Below are 17,916 nucleotides of genomic sequence, written 5' to 3'. Positions count from 1 at the left end.
GACTACAACCTGCGATTCCCATGCCTAAACTGCTGCCCATCCTGCTGTTCGCCCTGCTGCCCGCGTTCACACAAGCCCGGCCGGCGATCAGCCTGGTCGACGCTGCGCGCAGCCAGGTTGGCGTCACGCTGTACTATGATCCCGCTTACAAGAAGCTGGCCTACCCGGGGGGGTGACGTTGCGCTCGAGCGCGGCGTGTGCACCGACGTTGTCGTGCGTGCCTACCGCAAGCTTGGCGTCGACCTGCAGCAACTGGTGCACCAGGATATGGTCAAGGCATGGAGTGCGTATCCCCACGCACAAAAGTGGCAGCTCAAAAAGCCGGACACGAATATCGACCATCGGCGGGTTCCCAACCTGGCAACCTTTTTCGCGCGCCATGGAACAACCGTGCCGCCCAGCAAGGCCGGCCGCGATTACTTGCCTGGCGACGTAGTCACCTGGCGCTTGCCGGGCAACCTGACGCATATCGGCATCGTCGGCGACAAGCCGTCACAGGCCGGCGTACCGCAGATGATTCACAATATTGGCGGCGGCGCCCAGGAAGAAGACATGCTCTTCAAATATGAGATTACGGGGCACTACCGCTGGCAGCCTCCAATGCCCTGATCGCGGTCAACGTACGCCGCCGGGGTTCAGCGTGCCCTGGTTTGGCGAGTTGACGGTGCCGGAACCCTGGCCGGGATTGGTGCCATCGCCCAGGCCGGAACGGTTGCCTTTGTCGTTGGCCACGACGTTGCTGCTGGTCGGTATAACGGGCTTGGCGCCGGCAGTGGTGGTACTGGTCGCTGGTTTTGGCGCTGTAGCTGCCGTAGTTGATGCAGTTGTTGCCGCCGCCGGTTTGGCCGCCACTGGCACCACGGTCGTAGTCGCCGGTTTCGCCGCCGGCGCAGGCGCCACGGCCGGTATGGTCGGCTGGAGCGCCACATCCTTGTTCGCAACCGGCGCCGGCGTTGCCGGCTTCACGGCAGTATTCGTGATAGCGGGCGTTGCTGGTACTGTCGTTGCCGGCTTGAGGGGAGCGTCTTTGACTGCGGCGGGCGTGAGGACAGGCTTTGCCGTGTCCGGCTTGGCAACGACCGGCGCGGCGGCTGGCCTGGGCGGAACAAGCGCAGTCGGATTGCCCGATACCGGGGCGAACGCGGGCGCGGACGCGGACACGGGCGGCGCGGCTGCGGGCACGCTGCGTACCTTGATGATGGCATCGTTGAAATCGCGGTCGCCGCCGCCGCGCAAGTCTTCGAAGCCAACCCGCACGCCGCCATCGGCCAGCTTGCTGACCTGCGTATGGTCGACCTGGTCTGCATTGGCGGATTTGCCGCCGGTAGTGAAAAAATCACCTTGGCCGTTGTCGATGCCGAACTGGATTGTCGTTCCCGGCTTGAAGGTGCCCAGGTCAACGGTGCCGGTCTGGTTATCGATGCCGACGTATTGCCTGGTCTTGAAATTGTCGGTGGAATAGTAAATCTTGTTGGCGTAGCCCGAATCGGACGCTTCGATGTCAAGCACCACCCGGCCAGTCCCGGCCACAACGCCCTTTTCATTCGTCTCAAGCGCTTCCGGTGTGCCCGCTACAGCCGCAGGCACGGCCTTGGCCGCCGTGTACAAGCCCAGGTCCTCTTTCGGCTTGCCGACAGCGACGATGCTGGACGGCTTGGCAGGCGGGGCAGACGGTGGCGGTGGCGCCTTTGGCTTGGCAGCAATAACGGGGGGCAGTTTGATTTGCGACTGCGTTGCTATGCCGGGACTAAGGGTGGATGCCATCGCCGCTGCTCCAAAAGTGTGAGGGACATTTCAAATGTATCACTAGTATTGCGACGTGGCAATATTTTTAAGCCGGTGAAGGTGGATCCGGCCACGCAGGCACTGCCGCCTAGCGCAGTCCTACCATGGCGCCATCCTTGGGAAAATTGATGCTGTAAGCGACCTTGAACTTCGCTGTGTCGCCTGCCGCCAACTTCGTGGTCCAGGCCACCACGCCGCGCCGCTCCTCCCAGGCCAGGACGCCCGGCTGCGGCTCGAAAGTCGCCTGCACCTTGATTTCTTCGGCGGTGGCTACGGGCGATGCTTCGATCACGATCACGTCTATCGCCTTTTTGTGGCGGTTGACCAGGGTGAACACATCGGCGATGTTGCGCGCGGCGCGTCCGTTAAAGATGCCCTTGCTGCCCGACATGCCTTCGACCGCCGCCACCGATACCGTCAACAGTTCATCGCGGCCGAATGAAAACAGCGCTTTCTCGCCATCTTGCAAGGCCCACTGGGTGGCGCCGATATAGCTGCCGTCGCGGAACAACTGGATGGTACCGGCTGGCCACACACCGTCCGGACGGGCGGCTTCCGCCATGACAATGGCAAATTTTTCCAGCCGCGGCGTCACGCGCAGATGCTGCTTGACCGCCAGCGTCTGGCTCGACAGCGACACCGTCACCTCGCGCCCGTCGGAGGCCAGCGTGACATAACCGGGCACGTCGAATTGCGTTGCAAAGGTGGTTTGCGACTCGGCCGTAAAGCTGGTGTCGAATTCGTCGACGGCAACACGGTTCCTGTTCCCCGATACGGACACGGTGACCGGTGCCGGCGCCGCTGCAAAATTGAACGACGTCGGCTTGGCCGGTTGCGGCGCGCGCCATGACAGCAGCCACGGCTGCGCCTGCGCGCCCACCGGCGACTGGCCCGGCTTGGCGGTCGACAAGGTCATCTTCACCTTGCTCCAGTCTTCGCCGGTGTTCTGGATGATGGTTGCCTGGCGTTCCAGGTCGACCGTCGAACCATGCGAATCGAGGCTGGCGCGATAGAGCGCCTTCCAGCCGGCGTTGGCCAGTTGGTAGCTCACCATCAGCGTACCCGCGTTCGCGGCGGTCAGCCGAACCGTGACCTGGCGTGTATCCTTGGTGCCCGATTGCGCGGTGGCCAGGTCGCGCTGCAGCGCCTCGATCTTGCCGGTGATGGCGCGTTGCTGGACGGTGAGTTTTTCGATCTTGAGCAGGGACTCGCTGGCCCCATGGCCCAGGGTGCCGATAATGGCCGCCAAGCCCTTGGCATCGATGCCGGCCGTTGATTTCTGGCCAGCGCCGGCGCCGGCGTCAAAGTGTTCAATGTAATTTTTGACGATGGTTGCCGACTTGATTTCGGCGCCCAATAGCGCATGCTCTTGCGTGAGCGCTTCGATCTTCGCTGCCAGCGCTGCCTCGGCCGGGTTGACTGGCGTGCTGCTTGCCGCTTCCTGCGTCACCACGGCAGCGATGCGAATGCCCGGCGCGCTCTTGACGCGCAGCGTTTGCAGGTCGACATTGGCGGGCAAGCCGGGCAACACGACTTCGGTAGCGCCTGCGCTGACCTGCGCCGTGCGCGTGACGGTGGCGCTGCCTGGATACAGCGTCACGGAAGTGACGGGCGCGCTGACGCCGGCCAGGCATTGCGTGCTCAGCAGGCCGAGGGCACAGGCGGCGATCATGGGGTGGCGCATGGAAAATCCTTTGAAAATGGATGCCGGGACGGCGGGCGGGTCAATCGAAAACAGTTCTGTTATCGAATGAAACGGACCAGGCGCAGAAACGGGGTCAAATTTTCAAGGACTTGCTATTTCCGACATAGGGACCATCTGACAAAAACCGTCATTGACCAGGATTGCCCATGTTTTGGTTCCATCATCCGAAACCGTTCAACCAAAAGGCTGTTGTCATGCAGATCGTGCAGCGCAAGGCGGCAGCTGTGCGCGATACCAGCCTGATTATTCTGGAGAGCGCACCCCAAGGGCCAGATGCAGCGGCGCAATCACCGCCGCTGCTGGTACCAAAAAAACCTTAGCGCGCCGGCTTCTGGAAAGCTTTGGTCAAGGCGTCGGCAGCAAACTGCTCCGCATCCTTGGCTGCCGGAACCACGGCGCCCATGCCAAAGAATTCATGCGCCACGCCGGGGTAGCTTTTATATACGACTGCAACGCCATCTTTCTTCAAGCGGTCCGCGTAAGCTTTCCCTTCCGACAGCAGCGGGTCGATTTCGGCGGCAATCACGGTTGCCGACGGCAAGCCTTTGAGCGTCGTTGCTTTCATTGGCAGCGCGTATGCATTCTTAGGGTCGCCACCGTAATGCTTGAAGAACCACGCCATCATCGGCTTGTTGAGCGGCTTGGCGGCTGCATTTTTCTTGTAGGATGGCGTTTCCATGTCGTCATTGACGACCGGATAAACCAGCAGCTGATGCACCGGCATGGGCTCCTTTTTGTCGCGCGCCATCATCGACACCACAGTGGCCAGGTTGCCCCCGGCGCTCTCGCCGCCCACCGCCACGCGGGTAGCGTCGCCATTGATGCTTTGTGCATTTTTCAGTACCCAGGTGTAGGCGGCATATGCATCGTTGGGTGCGGCAGGGAACTTGTGCTCGGGCGCCTGGTGGTAGTCCACCGCGACAACGACGGCTTTCGCCATTTTTGCCAGCGCGCGCGGCGACGCTTCATAGACCTTGGTGTCGGCAATGACAAAGCCGCCGCCGTGATAGTAGACCATGACCGGGAACGGTCCCTTGCCTTCGGGCGTAAAGATATGGATGGGGAAATCGCCCAGCGGACCGGCGATCATCATGTCCTTGACGGTGACGCCAGCTTCCGGCGCTGTGCTTTTGCCCATATCGGTCAGCACTTTTTTGACCGCGTCGGCAGGAGTTGGCTGCTTGCGGGCTTCTTGCGGGGTGAGCGTTTCGATCGGCTTGCCCCCGAGCGAACCCAATGCGTCGAGCACCTTTTGCATGTGCGGTTCAGCTTTTGGCGCCGTTGCAGGCGCGGCCTGCGCTGTGCAGCACAGTACGGTGGTGGCGGCGGCGGCGGCGATTGATGACATCATCATCTTGGTAGACATGGTATTTTCCTTTGATTGAGCGGCTCTGCACCGCAGTTCGTATTTGTTGAACACCAACTTATACGGTGCATCGGCGCCTTCGTATGTAGTGCAGCTCACATATGAAAGAGAGCCATCGAAGTAGGCAATCCAGTAGGAAATAGAGGTGCGGCTTGTTCAGCCAGTTGCCAGGGAAGTGATGAAACGCCGAACCGCGAGCGCCGCAGTAACGGGAGCGGCTTGCAGCAGCAGGTGCGGTCCAGCGATCGGGACGATGTGCAGCTGCGGTTGAAGCGTGGCGAGATAGCGCGCGGCGCCGGCGGCCACTACCCGATCCTGCGCTGCCTGCAAATAGAGCACCGGCACGACGACGGCGCGCATCAGCGTTGAATAATCGCAGTCGAGTACCGCGCGCAAGCGGGCGCGCATGACCGCCGCACTGACTTTCCCGATCGCTGCACGCAAGGCTTCGCGCAGCAAGGGCGTGGAAGCGGAACCGAGCAAAAGCGGCGCAATCAAACCAGTCAGCGAGGCGGACATGGGCAGCGCACCCAGCACATGCTTGAACAGGGTGAGCGCGGGCGCGGGATTGCGCGCGAAGCTACAGCACAAAATAAGTGCCACCAGGCCGGGCGGCGACGACGCCGCCAGCGCAATGGCAACAGGACCTGAGAATGATTCGCCCAGCAGCACGAAAGGCTGGTCCGGCGGCAAGCGGCAGCGGACAAATGCCGTCAAGAGCGCGTAATCGAGCGGCTCGCCCGGCGGATACGACACGACCAGCGGCACGACCGCGTCGGCCAGCGCCGCGATAAATGCTGCAAACAGCTCGCCGCTCCCGTCCATCCCGGGCAGCAGCACCAGCGTCAATGCTGGCCGCGTCACGCTGCGTGCAGCCGGTTTGCCGTCGGTTTGCCGTCGGTGCGCGATCAGGCGCTGATCTGCACGCCGGCGCCATGCGCCTGCTCGTCCGCATGGTACGAACTGCGCACCATCGCGCCCACGGCCGCGTGCACGAAGCCCATCTTGTACGCTTCGGCCTCGAACATTTTAAAGACGTCAGGGTGCACGTAGCGGCGCACCGGCAAATGGTCGCCCGAGGGCGCCAGATACTGGCCGATGGTCAGCATGTCGACATTGTAGGTGCGCAGGTCGCGCATCACTTGCAGGATTTCTTCGTCGGTCTCGCCAAGGCCGACCATGATGCCGGACTTGGTGACCGCGTTCGGGTACAGCGCCTTGAAGTCGCGCAGCAGTTCGAGCGAGTGCGTGTAGTCCGAACCGGGGCGCGCTTCCTTGTACAGGCGCGGCACGGTTTCGAGGTTGTGGTTCATGACGTCGGGCAGGCCGTCGGCAAAGATCGCCAGCGCCTTGGCCAAGCGCCCGCGGAAGTCGGGCACCAGCACTTCGATGCGGGTCTTGGGCGAGAGCGCGCGCGTCTGCTTGATGCATTCGACAAAGTGGCCGGCGCCGCCGTCGCGCAAGTCGTCGCGGTCGACCGAGGTGATCACGACGTACGACAGGCGCAGCTCGGCGATGGTTCGGGACAGGTTATGCGGCTCGTCAGCGTCGAGCGGATCCGGGCGGCCGTGGCCGACGTCGCAGAACGGGCAGCGGCGGGTGCACTTGTCGCCCATGATCATGAAGGTGGCGGTGCCCTTGCCGAAGCATTCGCCGATGTTCGGGCAGCTCGCCTCTTCGCACACCGTCACCAGCTTGTTGGCGCGCAGGATGTCCTTGATCTCGTAGAAACGGGTCGAGGCCGAAGCGGCCTTGACGCGAATCCAGTCGGGCTTTTTGAGGCGCTCGATCTGGGCGATCGGCACGATCTTGATCGGGATGCGCGACGTTTTGCTGGCGCCTTTTTGCTTGTCGCTGGCGTTGTAGGCGGGGGCGGTGCTGGTATCGGTCTCGGAGGTCATGTCGCTGCGTGCTCGGTTGTATTGTTCGGTTCGGGCTGCGCGCCCACAGTTGCCAATTGCTCTAGCAGTTCGTCGGCCAGCCTGCGCTGCACCTCAACCAGCGGGGCATTGACGCCCATGCTGCGCATGTCGACCGTTTTCAGGCCCGCATAACCGCACGGGTTGATCCAGGAAAAAGGCGCCAAATCCATCGCCACATTGAGCGACACGCCATGGTAGGTGCAGCCGTTGCCGCGCACTTTCAGGCCAAGCGCGGCAATCTTGGCGCCTTTGCACGCCCCATCGGCGATATAAATGCCGGGGGCGCCCGCGATGCGCTCGCCACCAAGATTATACGCCGCCAGCACATTGATGATCGCCTCCTCGATTTTTGCCACGAACTGGCGCGCGTACAGCTTGCCGCCCGGCTTGTTGCGGCGCAGGTCCATCAGCAGGTAAATCACCACCTGGCCTGGGCCGTGGAAAGTCACTTCGCCCCCGCGATCGGTCTGGATGACGGGGATCGCATTGGCTGGAATGCCGGGCCCGGCCAGGACGTGGCCACGATCGGCGCCCAGGCCAAGCGTAAATACGGGCGGGTGTTCGACGATCCACAGTTCGTCCGGCGTGTCGGGCACGCGCGCGTCGGTAAAGGCGCGCATGGCGGCGAAGGTGGTCTCGTAGTCGGCGCGGCCGAGGTCGCGCACGCGCGCGGCGCTGTGGGGTGGCATGGTCAGCGGCGACAACGGTTACATGACGATCTTGACCATCGGATGGGCCGACAGGGCGCGATACAGGTCGTCTAGCTGTCCGCGGCTAATCGCGCGCACCGTGACGGTCAGGCCGGTGTAATTGCCCTGTGCCGAAGGGCGCACTTCCATGCGGCCGATATGAAATGTCGGGTCGAATCCGAGCACGACGTCGATGACCGTCGCGGCGAAATCTTCGTGCGTGGGGCCCATCACCTTGATCGGAAAGTCGCTGGGATACTCGATAAGGGAGTCTTCTGGGGAGATCATACAAAATCCAGTTCTAGAATAAACACAAGGCGCGGCCCGCACAACGGGCCGGCAGGTTCACATTGTAGCCAAAAAGAAGGCCAGCACTTGGCTGGCCTTGCACTTTTACCCGTTTCTGGCGCTAGCGCAGGTCCGTGGCGTCTTCCTTGGCGCGACGGGCTCGTTCCCGCACAGGTCGCTCCGGAGCCGCGTTTTGCTGCTCCGGTTGAGGACGAGCTTGCTGGACTTGCTGAACCGGTTGTTGCGGGGCCGGCTGCGCCTGCTGGACCTGCTGGGCTCTCATTTGCTGCATCTGCTGTTGCTGGATCTGCTGTTGCTGGATCTGTTGCTGTTGCATCTGTTGCATGCGTTGCTGCTGAGCCTGCTGCTGGGCCTGCTGTTGCTGTTGCTGTTGCTGTTGTTGTTGTTGTTGTTGCTGTTGTTGCTGTTGTTGTTGCTGTTGTTGCTGTTGTTGCTGTTGTTGCTGCTGAATGCGCGCCTGCTGCTGGAACGACTCGGCGCCGCGCGCGCGGCGTTCGCGCTCCACGTCGGGATCGCGTTCCTCATCCGAGCGCCTGTAGCGGCTGATGCGCTCGTCGCGGGTCGGCTGCGCCACCACTGGCTGCGATGGCAAGCTTAGGATGACCGCCGGCGCCGGCATAATTGCGGCCGGCGCCGGCGCAACCTGAACTTGCTCCGGCGTGCGCTGGCGGCGGGCGTCGTTGCCAAAGTTGCTCACGCGGCGCGCATCCGGCCCGGCCAGCGGCGACGGCTGTACCTGCACGGCGCCAGCTGAGCTCATGTTGCGCGCAGCCTCCACCTGCTCGCCACGTTCGCGCTCGAACCGCCGCCCGTCGCCTCTGCGTTCGCGTTCCGTCATTTGCGGCGCCGGCGGCATCACCGGCGTGTTGCTGCCGGTGAACAATTGCGCTGGCGACACGGAGCCACGCGGCGCCGTTGGCACCACAACCGTGCCGCGCTGGCGGAACTGTTCGTGCGGCACCACCGTCAAGCCGGCGCGCGGGTGGTCGTCGCGGTACTGCGGTGCGCGGCTGCGGATATCCGGCTGGGCGCTGCCTGCATTGCGGTTCAGGTAGCGCAGATTGTCATGCGCCATGCGGTAGTTCGGTACATAAGCATCGCGCGGGGCCAGCGGATACCAGCCGGTGGCCGGCGCGGCGCGGCGGGTGCTGCCACTGCCAAAATTTGCGTTCCAGTTGTTGCCGCCCACCCAGCCCACCAGTGCCGGCGACCAGATCACGCGCGAAATATTGCGCCCCGGCGCCCAGCACCAGCGCTGATCGACCATGAGCCAGCGGCCATAGTGGAACGGCGCGTAACCCCAGGGCGCATTGTCGACCCAGGTCCAGCCCCATGGCTGCAGGTAGGTCCAGCGGCCGTCACGGTACGGCGCCCAGCCGTAAGGCACATTGCGGGGCGACCATAGCGGGCCGTATTCATTGTCGTTGCGCCAGGCGCCGTTGTAGTCCAGGTCTTCGTAGCCGGTCATTTCGGTGGTGACATAGCGGGCCGACTCGGAGCGCTCATCGCGCTGGTCGCGCAACAGGGCCCATTCGTCAAACCTGTCGCGCACGGCAAAGCCGGTGCGCACGTCGTCCTGGCCGATTTCAGCGCGCTTGCCGGCGCGCACCGTCAGGCGCGAGCCGCCGCCGTCCACTTGCGCCACGCCGCTAAATACGGTGACCTCGGTGCTGTCCTGGCGCCGGCCTGCATCGACCCGAAACTGGCCCGTTTCAAGGAGGCGGATTTCGCCTTGCGGGGTGGTCAGGGTAAAGCCACGCAGCACGTCGGCGTTGCGCACGCGGATGCTGGCGCTGCCGTAGTGCAGATGCAGGCGCAGGCTGTCGTCGTCCAGTTCGGTGATGTCGAGCGCGGAATCGGCGTCCAGGCGCACGGCCGTGGAACCGATCCGGATTTCGGTGCGCCCGTCGCGCCCGGTGGTGACCTGGTTATGCGAGGTAACTGGCCAGTTGACCAACGCGGCGCTGGTTTCGTCGCCCTGCTCGCCGCTGATGCCGACCTGTCCTTGGGACATGGCGATGCGGCCGACCCGGCTTGGGGTGTCGGCCAGTGCCAGCGCGGAACAGGCGGCAAGCACGGCCAGCGTCACGGTGCGAAGGAATCGAGTACTCATCAATGGCTCCAGGAGGATGGTAAAAGGCGGACGCATGCCGACACTTCATTACAACGTATGAGCGACCAGGCGGACAACAGTAATTACAAAGGGTTGCATATCGGCTTGCATGGCGCCGCTACACACCACGTTGGAGCAGGTTCAGTTGGCGCCGCGCTTGACGAAAAACAGGGCGCTTCCCATCAGCACCAGGATGCCGCCGAAGAAACGGTTTTGCTTTTTGACCGCGCCGGCGTCGCGAAAGTAGCGCTGCATCGACGAGGCCAGGAACGCGTAGCCATGCATGACGATGGTGTCGATCGTGACCATGGTGGCGCCCAGAATGAGCAACTGCGGCAGTAGCGGGGCGCCACGCGAAATGAACTGGGGCAGCACGGCAACCATGAAGATGATGCCCTTGGGATTGGTCGCATTGGTCAGGAAACCGGTCGCCACGCGCCGCCGCAGCGACGGATGCGCCTCGGGGGCGTCGCTGTCGGCGGTGGCGGCAGCTTTGGCGCGCCACTGGTTCACGCCCAGGTAAATCAGGTACAGCGCGCCGACGGTCTTGACGATGTTGAACGCGACTTCGGAAGCCAGCAGCAGCGACCCCACGCCGGCGCCGGCAATCGTGAACACCAGCAGCAGGCCAAGTTGCAGGCCGAGCACAGTGGCGCTGGCCTTGCGCACGCCGTACGCCAGCCCGTGCGCCATGGACAATACCGCGCCCGAGCCGGGCGAGACGGCAATGATGGCGCCGGCGATGACGAAGGTGATCCAGGTGGAAAGCAGCATGCGCGGGACGGGAAGAGGGAAAAAAGACGGAAAAAAAGACGGAAAAAAAAGACTGAAAACGTCATGCTGCAAAGCGCAAGCGCGCGGCCCGGGAGACGCAGCCCCGAAGCGAAGAAACCGGTCAGGGACCGGCGCCGTCGCTTCGGGCCGCGCGGGTAGCGATTACTTCTTCTTTGGATTGACCGCAGCCTTCAGGGTCGCGCCTGCCGAGAACTTTGGCGACTTCGATGCAGCGATCTTGATCGGTGCGCCGGTCGATGGATTGCGGCCCTTGCGTGCAGCGCGCTTGGCAACGGAGAAGGTACCGAAACCGGTGATACCAACCGTATCGCCCTTTTTCAGGCGCTCGGTGATGATTTCGAGCATGGTGTTTACTGCGCTGTTAGCTGCCACGCCGGACATTTCCGTACGCTTTGCAAATTCTGCAATCAGTTCGCCTTTTTTCATACAATCCTCCCGAGTTAAAAGAGCGGGAAGATTAGCATAATTATTGCCACGTGTAACAAATTCCGAAAGCCATCCTTAAAAGCAGGCCCCGCTGTGACTGGATCACGACGTTTCGGGGTACGCTTTTTGCGCCATTTACTGGCCTGCTTCGATGCGCCGCCGCGTTTACTCGGCCAGCGCAGCTTCCATGCGGGGCACGGCCAGGCGCGTGCGCAATGCCGCATTGATCAGCGTCTGGTATCCCTTGCCGCTTTGCTCGGACAAGGAACGGAACGTTTCGAGCACTTCGTCGTCCAGATAAATGGTGATGCGCGTCTTGCGTTTGACGGGGCGCGCAGGGCGCGCGGCAACGGGATGCTGGATGGCTGGGTGCGGCTGGTTCAGGTCGGTATTCATGTCGATTCCTCGTTGAGCATCAATGAAGTGAAGCTTTTCCGGTGTAACAGCTGGATGCGGGGCCGGTGGCGCTGCATGGTTCAAACTATACGTATGCACGCGCCAGGCGGTGTTGAAAAGCGACGAGTTGCAGGAATCGGGGGATGAAATGCGAAAAAACGCGCTGGCCCGCACCACGGCTGGCCTGCCCGAGTCGGGTAAAATGTGATTTTTCGACCAGAGCGGGGCATTACACATGGCAAGCAGCTTGCTGGCATTGATCGACGACATCGCCTCCATCCTCGACGACGTCGCGGTACTGAGCAAGGTGGCGGCCCAGAAAACGGCGGGAGTGCTGGGCGACGACCTGGCGCTCAACGCGCAGCAAGTGTCGGGCGTCAACCCGGACCGCGAAATTCCCGTCGTGTGGGCGGTGGCCAAGGGTTCGTTCATCAACAAAGCGATCCTGGTGCCGTCGGCGCTGGGCATCAGCGTGTTTGTGCCCTGGGCGATCACGCCGCTGCTGATGGTGGGCGGCGCCTATCTGTGTTTCGAGGGCTGCGAAAAGCTGGCGCACAAATTCTTGCACAGCAAGGAAGAAGACGCCAAACACCACGATGAGCTGGTCAAGGCGCTGTCGGACCCGTCGGTTGACTTGTGCGCGCTGGAAAAGGACAAGATCAAAGGCGCCGTGCGCACCGACTTCATCCTGTCGGCCGAGATCATTGTCATTTCGCTCGGCACGGTGGCTAACGCGACGCTGCTGACCAAGCTTGGCGTGCTGGTCGCCATCGCCATCGTGATGACCGTCGGCGTCTATGGCCTGGTGGCGGGCATCGTCAAGATCGACGACCTCGGCTTGCATCTGAAGGAAACGAGCAGCAAGCTGATGCAACGCATCGGCAACTTTTTGCTGATGGCAGCACCAAAACTGATGCGTCTGCTGACCATCGTCGGCACGGCGGCCATGTTCATGGTCGGCGGCGGAATCCTGGTGCACGGGGTGGCGGCCTTGGGTCACATGTCGGAGGCAGCCTCGGCGTGGGCTGGCGCGGCGCCTGCCGTGGGCCGCGTGCTGGGGCCGGTTGTGTCGACCCTGTTCTCGGCCGCCGTAGGTCTGGTCGCCGGCGCGCTGGTGTTGCTGGCCGTGACCGGCGCCACGCGCCTGTTCAAGCGCAAGGCTTGAATATTGGGCAGGACGCAACGCGTCCTGCCATTCTGACGTAAATAAATAACACTGTTGTTAATTGGAGATCAAATCTGCGCGGGATTTGACTTTGGATGGCGCACGCTCCAGTATCGCCGTAGGGTTATTGGCAAGTTATTGGCAACTTATTGGCAACTTATTGACAAATAGGATGTACCACTCCATGAGGGAACTCCATGCATGTACGCTTGACGCCTGAAAAACACATCCTCGCTGTCGCCATCGGCGCCTTGTGCGCCAGTTCCGGGGCGCTGGCCCAGATGCCCCCGCCCACGGCGGTGGCCGATGCGGCCACGGTAATCGTCACCGGCACCCGCGTTGCCAACCGCACCGCGTTCGACACCACGTCCCCGGTCGACATCATCTCGGCCGAGTCGCTCAAGATCAGCGGCGTGACCGAAATTAACCAGGCGCTGTCGGTCGCGCTGCCCTCGCTCAATTTTCCCCGTCCCGGCCTGGCCGACGGCACCGACACGATCCGCCCGGCCACGTTGCGCGGCATGGGCCCGGACCAGACGCTGGTGCTGGTCAACTCCAAGCGGCGCCACGCGTCGGCGCTGATCAACGTGAACGGCACGATCGGGCGTGGCGCCTCCTCGGTTGACCTCAATACCATTCCAACGGCCATCGTCAAGACCATCGAAGTGCTGCGCGACGGCGCCGCGGCCCAGTACGGCTCGGACGCCATTTCCGGCGTTGTCAACGTGCGCCTGCGAACCAACCGCGACGGCGGCGAAGCGAGCGTCACCTATGGCGCGCGCGTGACCGAGTACGATTTCCTCGCCGATGTAGCGAGCGCCGGCGGCAGCTGGACCAACCAGACCTCGCGCAAGCGCATCGACGGCCAGAGCACCACCGTCAGCGCCTGGAAGGGGTTGCCGTGGGGCGAGAGCGGCCACATCACGCTGGCGGCCGAATTCAAGGACCAAAAGCACACCGAGCGCAGCGGCTACGACATGCGCCAGCAATACCCCAAGATCGGCACCGCTTTCGACCCGCGCGAAAACACCATCAACCGCTTCAACGCCTACTACGGCGAGCCGGAAATGCAGCAGGCCACGCTGTTCGCGAATGCCGGCAATACGCTGGGCAATGGCGTGAAAGTCTACGGCTGGTCCAGCTACCAGAAGCGTGAAGCGAAGTCGGCCGGGCAGTTCCGGCGCGCGCTGGACGACCGCAACATCCTGTCCATTTATCCGGACGGTTTTTTGCCGGTGATCGCCCCCACGGTGGACGACTTTGCCGTTACCGGCGGGCTGACCTGGATGACGGGCGAGTGGAACATGGATGCGTCGCTCGGCTACGGCAAGAACAAGATGTCGTTCCAGATTGAAAATACGCTGAACCGCTCGATCGGGCCCACCAGCAAGACCGAGTTTGACGCCGGCGGTTTTTCATACGACCAGACTGTGTTTAACCTGACGGGCGTGCGCGCGCTGACGATGGCAGGCCTCGCCTCGCCGCTGAACGTGGCGCTGGGCATGGAAGCGCGGCGCGAAGGCTACGCTCTGTTCGCCGGCGAACCGGACTCCTACCGCCAGGGTGGCGCGCTGCTGGCCAATGGCGGCGTGTCGGCCCCGGGCGCACAAGTGTTTCCCGGCTTTCAGCCAGCTAACGAATCTGACACCAGCCGCACGGCGGTGGGCGCGTTTGTCGATGTCGAGGCGAACCTGACGGAAAAACTGTTGGCGTCGGTCGCCGTGCGCGGCGAGCATTATTCCGACTACGGCAATAGCCTGGCCGGCAAGCTGTCGAGCCGCTACGACTTTACCAAGCAGTTCGCGGTGCGCGGCTCGGTGCAAAACGGCTTCAGGGCGCCGTCGCCGCAGCAGCAAAACTTTACGACCACGTCGACCAACTTCATCAATGGCGTGCCGTTCGAGATCACCACCTTCAAGCCGACGGACCCGATTGCCGTTGCTTTTGGCGCCAAGCCGCTGGAGGCGGAAAAGTCGGTCAACCTGTCGCTGGGCGCCGTGGCGCGCTTTGGTAGCGCCAATTTAACGATCGACGCGTACCGTATCGAGGTCGACAATCGCATCGTGCTGTCGGAAAACCTGACCCAGGCCAACGTGCGCGCCTACCTGGTGCAGCGCGGCTTTGCCGGCGGCGGCGGCCGCTTCTTCATCAATGGCGTCGACACCACCACCAAGGGCGTCGATGTGGTGCTGGGCTGGCCGCTGAACGCCGGTACAGCGGGCAAATTCGACTTCACGCTGGCGGCCAACCTCACCAAGACCGAAGTGACCCGGGTTCCGGAGACGGCCGAACTGTCGGCGCTCAACCCGGCGCCGCCGCTGTTTGCGCGCGTAAATATTCTGTCGTTCGAGCGCGGCCAGCCGAAAAACAAGCGCAACGCCAGCGTCAACTGGAAGCTCGGCAAGCTTGGCGCAACGCTGCGCGCCACGCGCTACGGCGAAGTGTTTTCGCCCAGCGTGGCCCCGGCGCCGGACGTGACGATGAAGCCGAAAACCGTGGTCGACATGGAAGCGCGCTACGCCGTCACGAGCAAGGTGAACTTGGCGCTCGGTGCGGACAATGTGTTTGACGCCTATCCGGAATCAGTTTCACTGCTGATCAATACTACCGGCAATACGCCGTTTTCCAATTACGCGCCGTATGGCCGCAGCGGGCGCTTTGTGTATGCGCGCGCTTCGTACGCGTTTTAAAAAACCGCCGCCCATCCTTGCCGCAGCAGGATGATGCGGCCACAAACAGCAGCGCGAAGATCAGCTCGCGCGCGCTGTGCAGCCGTTCCTCGGGGCCGGTGCCCGCTTGCGCCGGGATGCGGGCGATCAGCTCGTGGTTGACGATCACGTCCGCCCCGCCGATCAAGCCATGCGCGGCCAAGGCGAGCACAAACGGTTCCATGGCCGGCGCTTAATGCATATGGTCGCGCCGGACGGCAACCGCGCCGGCCGCCAGCCCAAGCGCAAAGGCGCCGTAGACCAGCGCCAGCGCTGGTGTCGAGAGCCGCTTTTCATAGCCGGGATGCAAGCGCTGCGGGGTTAGCTGATAATCGGTAAAGCAGGCTACCGCCGACGCCGCGGTCGACGCCGCCAGCGTGGCGGGAAAGTCGCTCTTGTCGAGCCTGGCGCCGAGGAAGCGTTCGAGCAGCACGGCCCAGAACGTGGCGCTGGCGTGGTGGATGACGTAGCCGACCAGCGTATGGCGCACCGACGTTTCATTGTGCCGGGCCGCTTCGTCGCCCCAGATCCAATGGCTCACCGCATTGGTGGGCGCGGCCATGCTGCCGGTTTCGCGCTGTCCCATGGCGGCCAGCGCCACTGTCGAGAGCACGCTGGCAGAGCTGCCGGACACGAGAGCCCGTTGCATGGCTTTTTCCCAAGATTGCATATATTCTCCTGGTCTAATTCGGGTTGAACTCGGCGTCGAAACATGTATCTATCATCAAAACCCGAGCGGGAGAACGCATGCGCATCTTGCTGACAGGAGCAAGTGGATTTATTGGAAAACACGTGCAGGCCACCTTGCTCGCCCAAGGGCATCACGTGCTCTGCGCCATGCGCTCGCCGCCCAAGGGCGCCAATGCCCGCCTGACGTACATCCATGCCGACTTCACGCAGGATACCGACAAATCGCTCTGGCTGGCGCGCCTTCGCGACGTCGATGTGGTGATCAATGCGGTCGGGATTTTTCGCGAGCAAGGGCGCCAAAGCTTCGCCGCACTGCATACCGATACGCCGTGCGCGCTGTTTGCCGCCTGCGCGGAATCGGACAGCGTGCAGCTGGTGATTCAGCTGTCTGCGCTGGGGGCCGACAACAATGCCGATACGCCCTATCACCTGAGCAAAAAGGCGGCCGACGATTACCTGGCGCGCTTGCCGCTGCGCGCCTTTATCGTCCAGCCGTCGCTGGTCTACGGCAGGAGCGGCGCCAGCGCGCGCATCTTCAAGACGCTGGCGAGCATGCCGTTTAGCGTGCGCTTCGGCAAAAGCGCGCAGCTGGTGCAGCCCATCCACGTGGACGATGTGGCCGACGCCGTGGCCAGCCTGGTGCGCCAGCCGTTGCCGGTGGGGCCAGACGGCGGCACGGCGCGCCGCGTGGCGCTGGTGGGGCCGCGGGCGCTGCCCTTTTCCGACTACCTCGCGCTGCTGCGCGCGGGCATGGGGCTCGGGCGCCTACGTGTGCTGCGCCTGCCCGGCGCGCTGGCGCGGCTGATTGCGCGCTTGCGGATCGGCATGCTCGACCCGGACGCCTTGCGCATGCTCGAGCGCGGCAACAGCGCCGACCCGGCGCCTACGGCGCGCCTGCTGGCGCGCGCGCCGCGCGCACCGGCCAGCTTTATCGACGACCCGGACGCGGAACGGGTGCGGGCCAAGCTGGGCTGGCTGCTGCCCGTGCTGCGCATGTCGGTGGCTCTGGTCTGGCTGGCGACGGCGCTGGTATCGGCAGGGCTGTATCCTGCCGAGCAAAGCTACCAGTTGCTTGAGCGCACTGGCGTGCCGCCCGAACTCGCGCCGCTGATGCTGTACGGCGCGGCCGGCCTGGACTTGTTGCTGGGGCTGGCCTGCCTGCTGATGAAGCGCCGGCGGTCATTGTGGCTGGCGCAACTGGGGCTGATCGGCTTTTACAGCGTTGTCATCGCGATCAAACTGCCGGAGTTTTTGCTGCATCCGTATGGGCCGCTGACCAAAAACCTGCCCATGCTCGCCGCCATCTGGCTGCTTTACGAACTCGAGGAAAAATAAGATGGAATACATGGTTGTCAAATGGCTGCATATCCTGTCGTCGACTTTTTTGTTTGGCACCGGCATTGGATCGGCTTACTACATGCTGTTCACCAGTATCAGCCGCGACGTGCGCGCCATTGCCGTGGTCAGCCGCTTTGTGGTGCTGGCCGACTGGATTTTTACCACCAGCACCATCGTGATCCAGCCGCTGACGGGGTTTTACATGATCTACGTGGCCGGCTATCCGCTCAGCAGCCGCTGGATCATGTACTCGATCGGCCTGTATTTTCTGGCCGGGGCGTGTTGGCTCCCCGTGGTGTGGATTCAGCTCAAGATGCGCGACATGGCGCAGCTTGCCGCGCGCGACGGCACGGAACTGCCGGCCCAATACTGGCGCTACCTGCGCCTTTGGGTGGTGTTGGGAATTCCCGCGTTCGTTGCGCTGGTGATCGTGTTCTGGCTGATGGTGGCCAAGCCGGTGTAAGGCAGGTGCCAATAATGGCGCCCTTGCGCAGACATAAGCGCGCGCT

Annotated in this window: 19 protein-coding genes; 7 read left to right on the top strand and 12 right to left on the bottom strand. The window is 63.1% G+C overall.

Annotated features, from left to right (window positions below):
- Positions 1 to 20: 20 nt before the first annotated feature.
- Positions 21 to 176 (top strand): hypothetical protein, encoded by a 156-nt coding sequence (locus ACP7BV_RS21960; RefSeq protein ID WP_426106823.1) that lies wholly within the window; start codon positions 21 to 23, stop codon positions 174 to 176.
- A gap of 19 nt (positions 177 to 195) precedes the next feature.
- The gene (locus tag ACP7BV_RS21955) at positions 196 to 609 is read left to right on the top strand and encodes a DUF1287 domain-containing protein (RefSeq protein ID WP_426106822.1); all 414 of its coding nucleotides are present in this window, start codon (positions 196 to 198) and stop codon (positions 607 to 609) included.
- A gap of 6 nt (positions 610 to 615) precedes the next feature.
- Here ACP7BV_RS21955 and ACP7BV_RS21950 read toward each other — a convergent pair whose 3' ends face one another.
- The gene (locus ACP7BV_RS21950; protein WP_426106820.1) at positions 616 to 1,764 is read right to left on the bottom strand and encodes a DUF4114 domain-containing protein; all 1,149 of its coding nucleotides are present in this window, start codon (positions 1,762 to 1,764) and stop codon (positions 616 to 618) included.
- 109 nt (positions 1,765 to 1,873) lie between these two features.
- Positions 1,874 to 3,469 (bottom strand): mucoidy inhibitor MuiA family protein, encoded by a 1,596-nt coding sequence (locus tag ACP7BV_RS21945; RefSeq protein WP_426106819.1) that lies wholly within the window; start codon positions 3,467 to 3,469, stop codon positions 1,874 to 1,876.
- Positions 3,470 to 3,636: 167 nt separating this feature from the next.
- On the opposite strand from ACP7BV_RS21945, the gene ACP7BV_RS21940 reads away from it, so the two are divergent.
- Positions 3,637 to 3,810 carry a hypothetical protein gene (locus tag ACP7BV_RS21940; protein ID WP_426106818.1) on the top strand — a complete coding sequence of 58 codons (174 nt, stop codon included), beginning with the start codon at positions 3,637 to 3,639 and terminating at the stop codon, positions 3,808 to 3,810.
- Here the strand turns inward: ACP7BV_RS21940 and ACP7BV_RS21935 are convergent.
- The 9 genes from ACP7BV_RS21935 to ACP7BV_RS21895 form a co-directional block, all read right to left on the bottom strand.
- The gene (locus ACP7BV_RS21935) at positions 3,807 to 4,856 is read right to left on the bottom strand and encodes an alpha/beta hydrolase (RefSeq protein ID WP_426106817.1); all 1,050 of its coding nucleotides are present in this window, start codon (positions 4,854 to 4,856) and stop codon (positions 3,807 to 3,809) included. The two genes, ACP7BV_RS21940 and ACP7BV_RS21935, sit on opposite strands and share 4 nt — an antisense overlap.
- A 156-nt stretch (positions 4,857 to 5,012) precedes the next feature.
- Complete coding sequence (locus tag ACP7BV_RS21930; RefSeq protein ID WP_426106816.1) at positions 5,013 to 5,720, bottom strand: alpha/beta fold hydrolase; 708 nt, start codon at positions 5,718 to 5,720, stop codon at positions 5,013 to 5,015.
- Positions 5,721 to 5,764: 44 nt separating this feature from the next.
- On the bottom strand, positions 5,765 to 6,757 hold the full coding sequence (lipA, locus tag ACP7BV_RS21925) for a lipoyl synthase (RefSeq protein WP_426106815.1): 993 nt from the start codon (positions 6,755 to 6,757) through the stop codon (positions 5,765 to 5,767).
- On the bottom strand, positions 6,754 to 7,467 hold the full coding sequence (gene lipB, locus ACP7BV_RS21920; RefSeq protein ID WP_426106814.1) for a lipoyl(octanoyl) transferase LipB: 714 nt from the start codon (positions 7,465 to 7,467) through the stop codon (positions 6,754 to 6,756). Before lipB ends, lipA begins: the two co-directional genes overlap by 4 nt.
- Positions 7,468 to 7,485: 18 nt before the next feature.
- Positions 7,486 to 7,755: a DUF493 family protein gene (locus tag ACP7BV_RS21915; RefSeq protein ID WP_426106813.1), complete on the bottom strand. Its 270-nt coding sequence runs from the start codon at positions 7,753 to 7,755 to the stop codon at positions 7,486 to 7,488.
- Between the two features lie 121 nt (positions 7,756 to 7,876).
- Positions 7,877 to 9,889, bottom strand: a complete 2,013-nt coding sequence (locus ACP7BV_RS21910) for a DUF6600 domain-containing protein (RefSeq protein WP_426106812.1) — start codon at positions 9,887 to 9,889, stop codon at positions 7,877 to 7,879.
- 141 nt (positions 9,890 to 10,030) lie between these two features.
- Entirely contained in the window at positions 10,031 to 10,663 is a 633-nt protein-coding gene (locus ACP7BV_RS21905) for a LysE family transporter (protein ID WP_426106811.1), read from the bottom strand.
- A gap of 162 nt (positions 10,664 to 10,825) precedes the next feature.
- A complete protein-coding gene (locus ACP7BV_RS21900; protein ID WP_426106810.1) occupies positions 10,826 to 11,110 on the bottom strand; it encodes an HU family DNA-binding protein in 285 nt (94 codons plus the stop codon).
- A gap of 165 nt (positions 11,111 to 11,275) precedes the next feature.
- Complete coding sequence (locus ACP7BV_RS21895; RefSeq protein WP_426106808.1) at positions 11,276 to 11,506, bottom strand: BrnA antitoxin family protein; 231 nt, start codon at positions 11,504 to 11,506, stop codon at positions 11,276 to 11,278.
- A gap of 235 nt (positions 11,507 to 11,741) precedes the next feature.
- On the opposite strand from ACP7BV_RS21895, the gene ACP7BV_RS21890 reads away from it, so the two are divergent.
- Complete coding sequence (locus ACP7BV_RS21890; protein ID WP_426106807.1) at positions 11,742 to 12,671, top strand: DUF808 domain-containing protein; 930 nt, start codon at positions 11,742 to 11,744, stop codon at positions 12,669 to 12,671.
- Between the two features lie 197 nt (positions 12,672 to 12,868).
- Positions 12,869 to 15,361: a TonB-dependent receptor plug domain-containing protein gene (locus ACP7BV_RS21885; protein WP_426106805.1), complete on the top strand. Its 2,493-nt coding sequence runs from the start codon at positions 12,869 to 12,871 to the stop codon at positions 15,359 to 15,361.
- Between the two features lie 211 nt (positions 15,362 to 15,572).
- Here ACP7BV_RS21885 and ACP7BV_RS21880 read toward each other — a convergent pair whose 3' ends face one another.
- Positions 15,573 to 16,028: a hypothetical protein gene (locus tag ACP7BV_RS21880; RefSeq protein WP_426106804.1), complete on the bottom strand. Its 456-nt coding sequence runs from the start codon at positions 16,026 to 16,028 to the stop codon at positions 15,573 to 15,575.
- 143 nt (positions 16,029 to 16,171) lie between these two features.
- Here ACP7BV_RS21880 and ACP7BV_RS21875 point away from each other — a divergent pair, with 143 nt between their 5' ends.
- Together ACP7BV_RS21875 and ACP7BV_RS21870 are read left to right on the top strand one after the other, a co-directional pair.
- Complete coding sequence (locus ACP7BV_RS21875; protein WP_426106802.1) at positions 16,172 to 17,404, top strand: SDR family oxidoreductase; 1,233 nt, start codon at positions 16,172 to 16,174, stop codon at positions 17,402 to 17,404.
- Between the two features lies 1 nt (position 17,405).
- Complete coding sequence (locus tag ACP7BV_RS21870) at positions 17,406 to 17,870, top strand: DUF2269 family protein (protein ID WP_426106800.1); 465 nt, start codon at positions 17,406 to 17,408, stop codon at positions 17,868 to 17,870.
- Positions 17,871 to 17,916: the final 46 nt, after the last annotated feature.

Origin of the sequence: Massilia sp. TSP1-1-2, from assembly GCF_049896185.1 — a bacterium.
GTDB lineage: Bacteria > Pseudomonadota > Gammaproteobacteria > Burkholderiales > Burkholderiaceae_D > Telluria_A.
The sequence above is the reverse complement of the archived record's forward strand: the minus strand, read 5'-3'. Positions and strand labels throughout refer to the sequence as shown.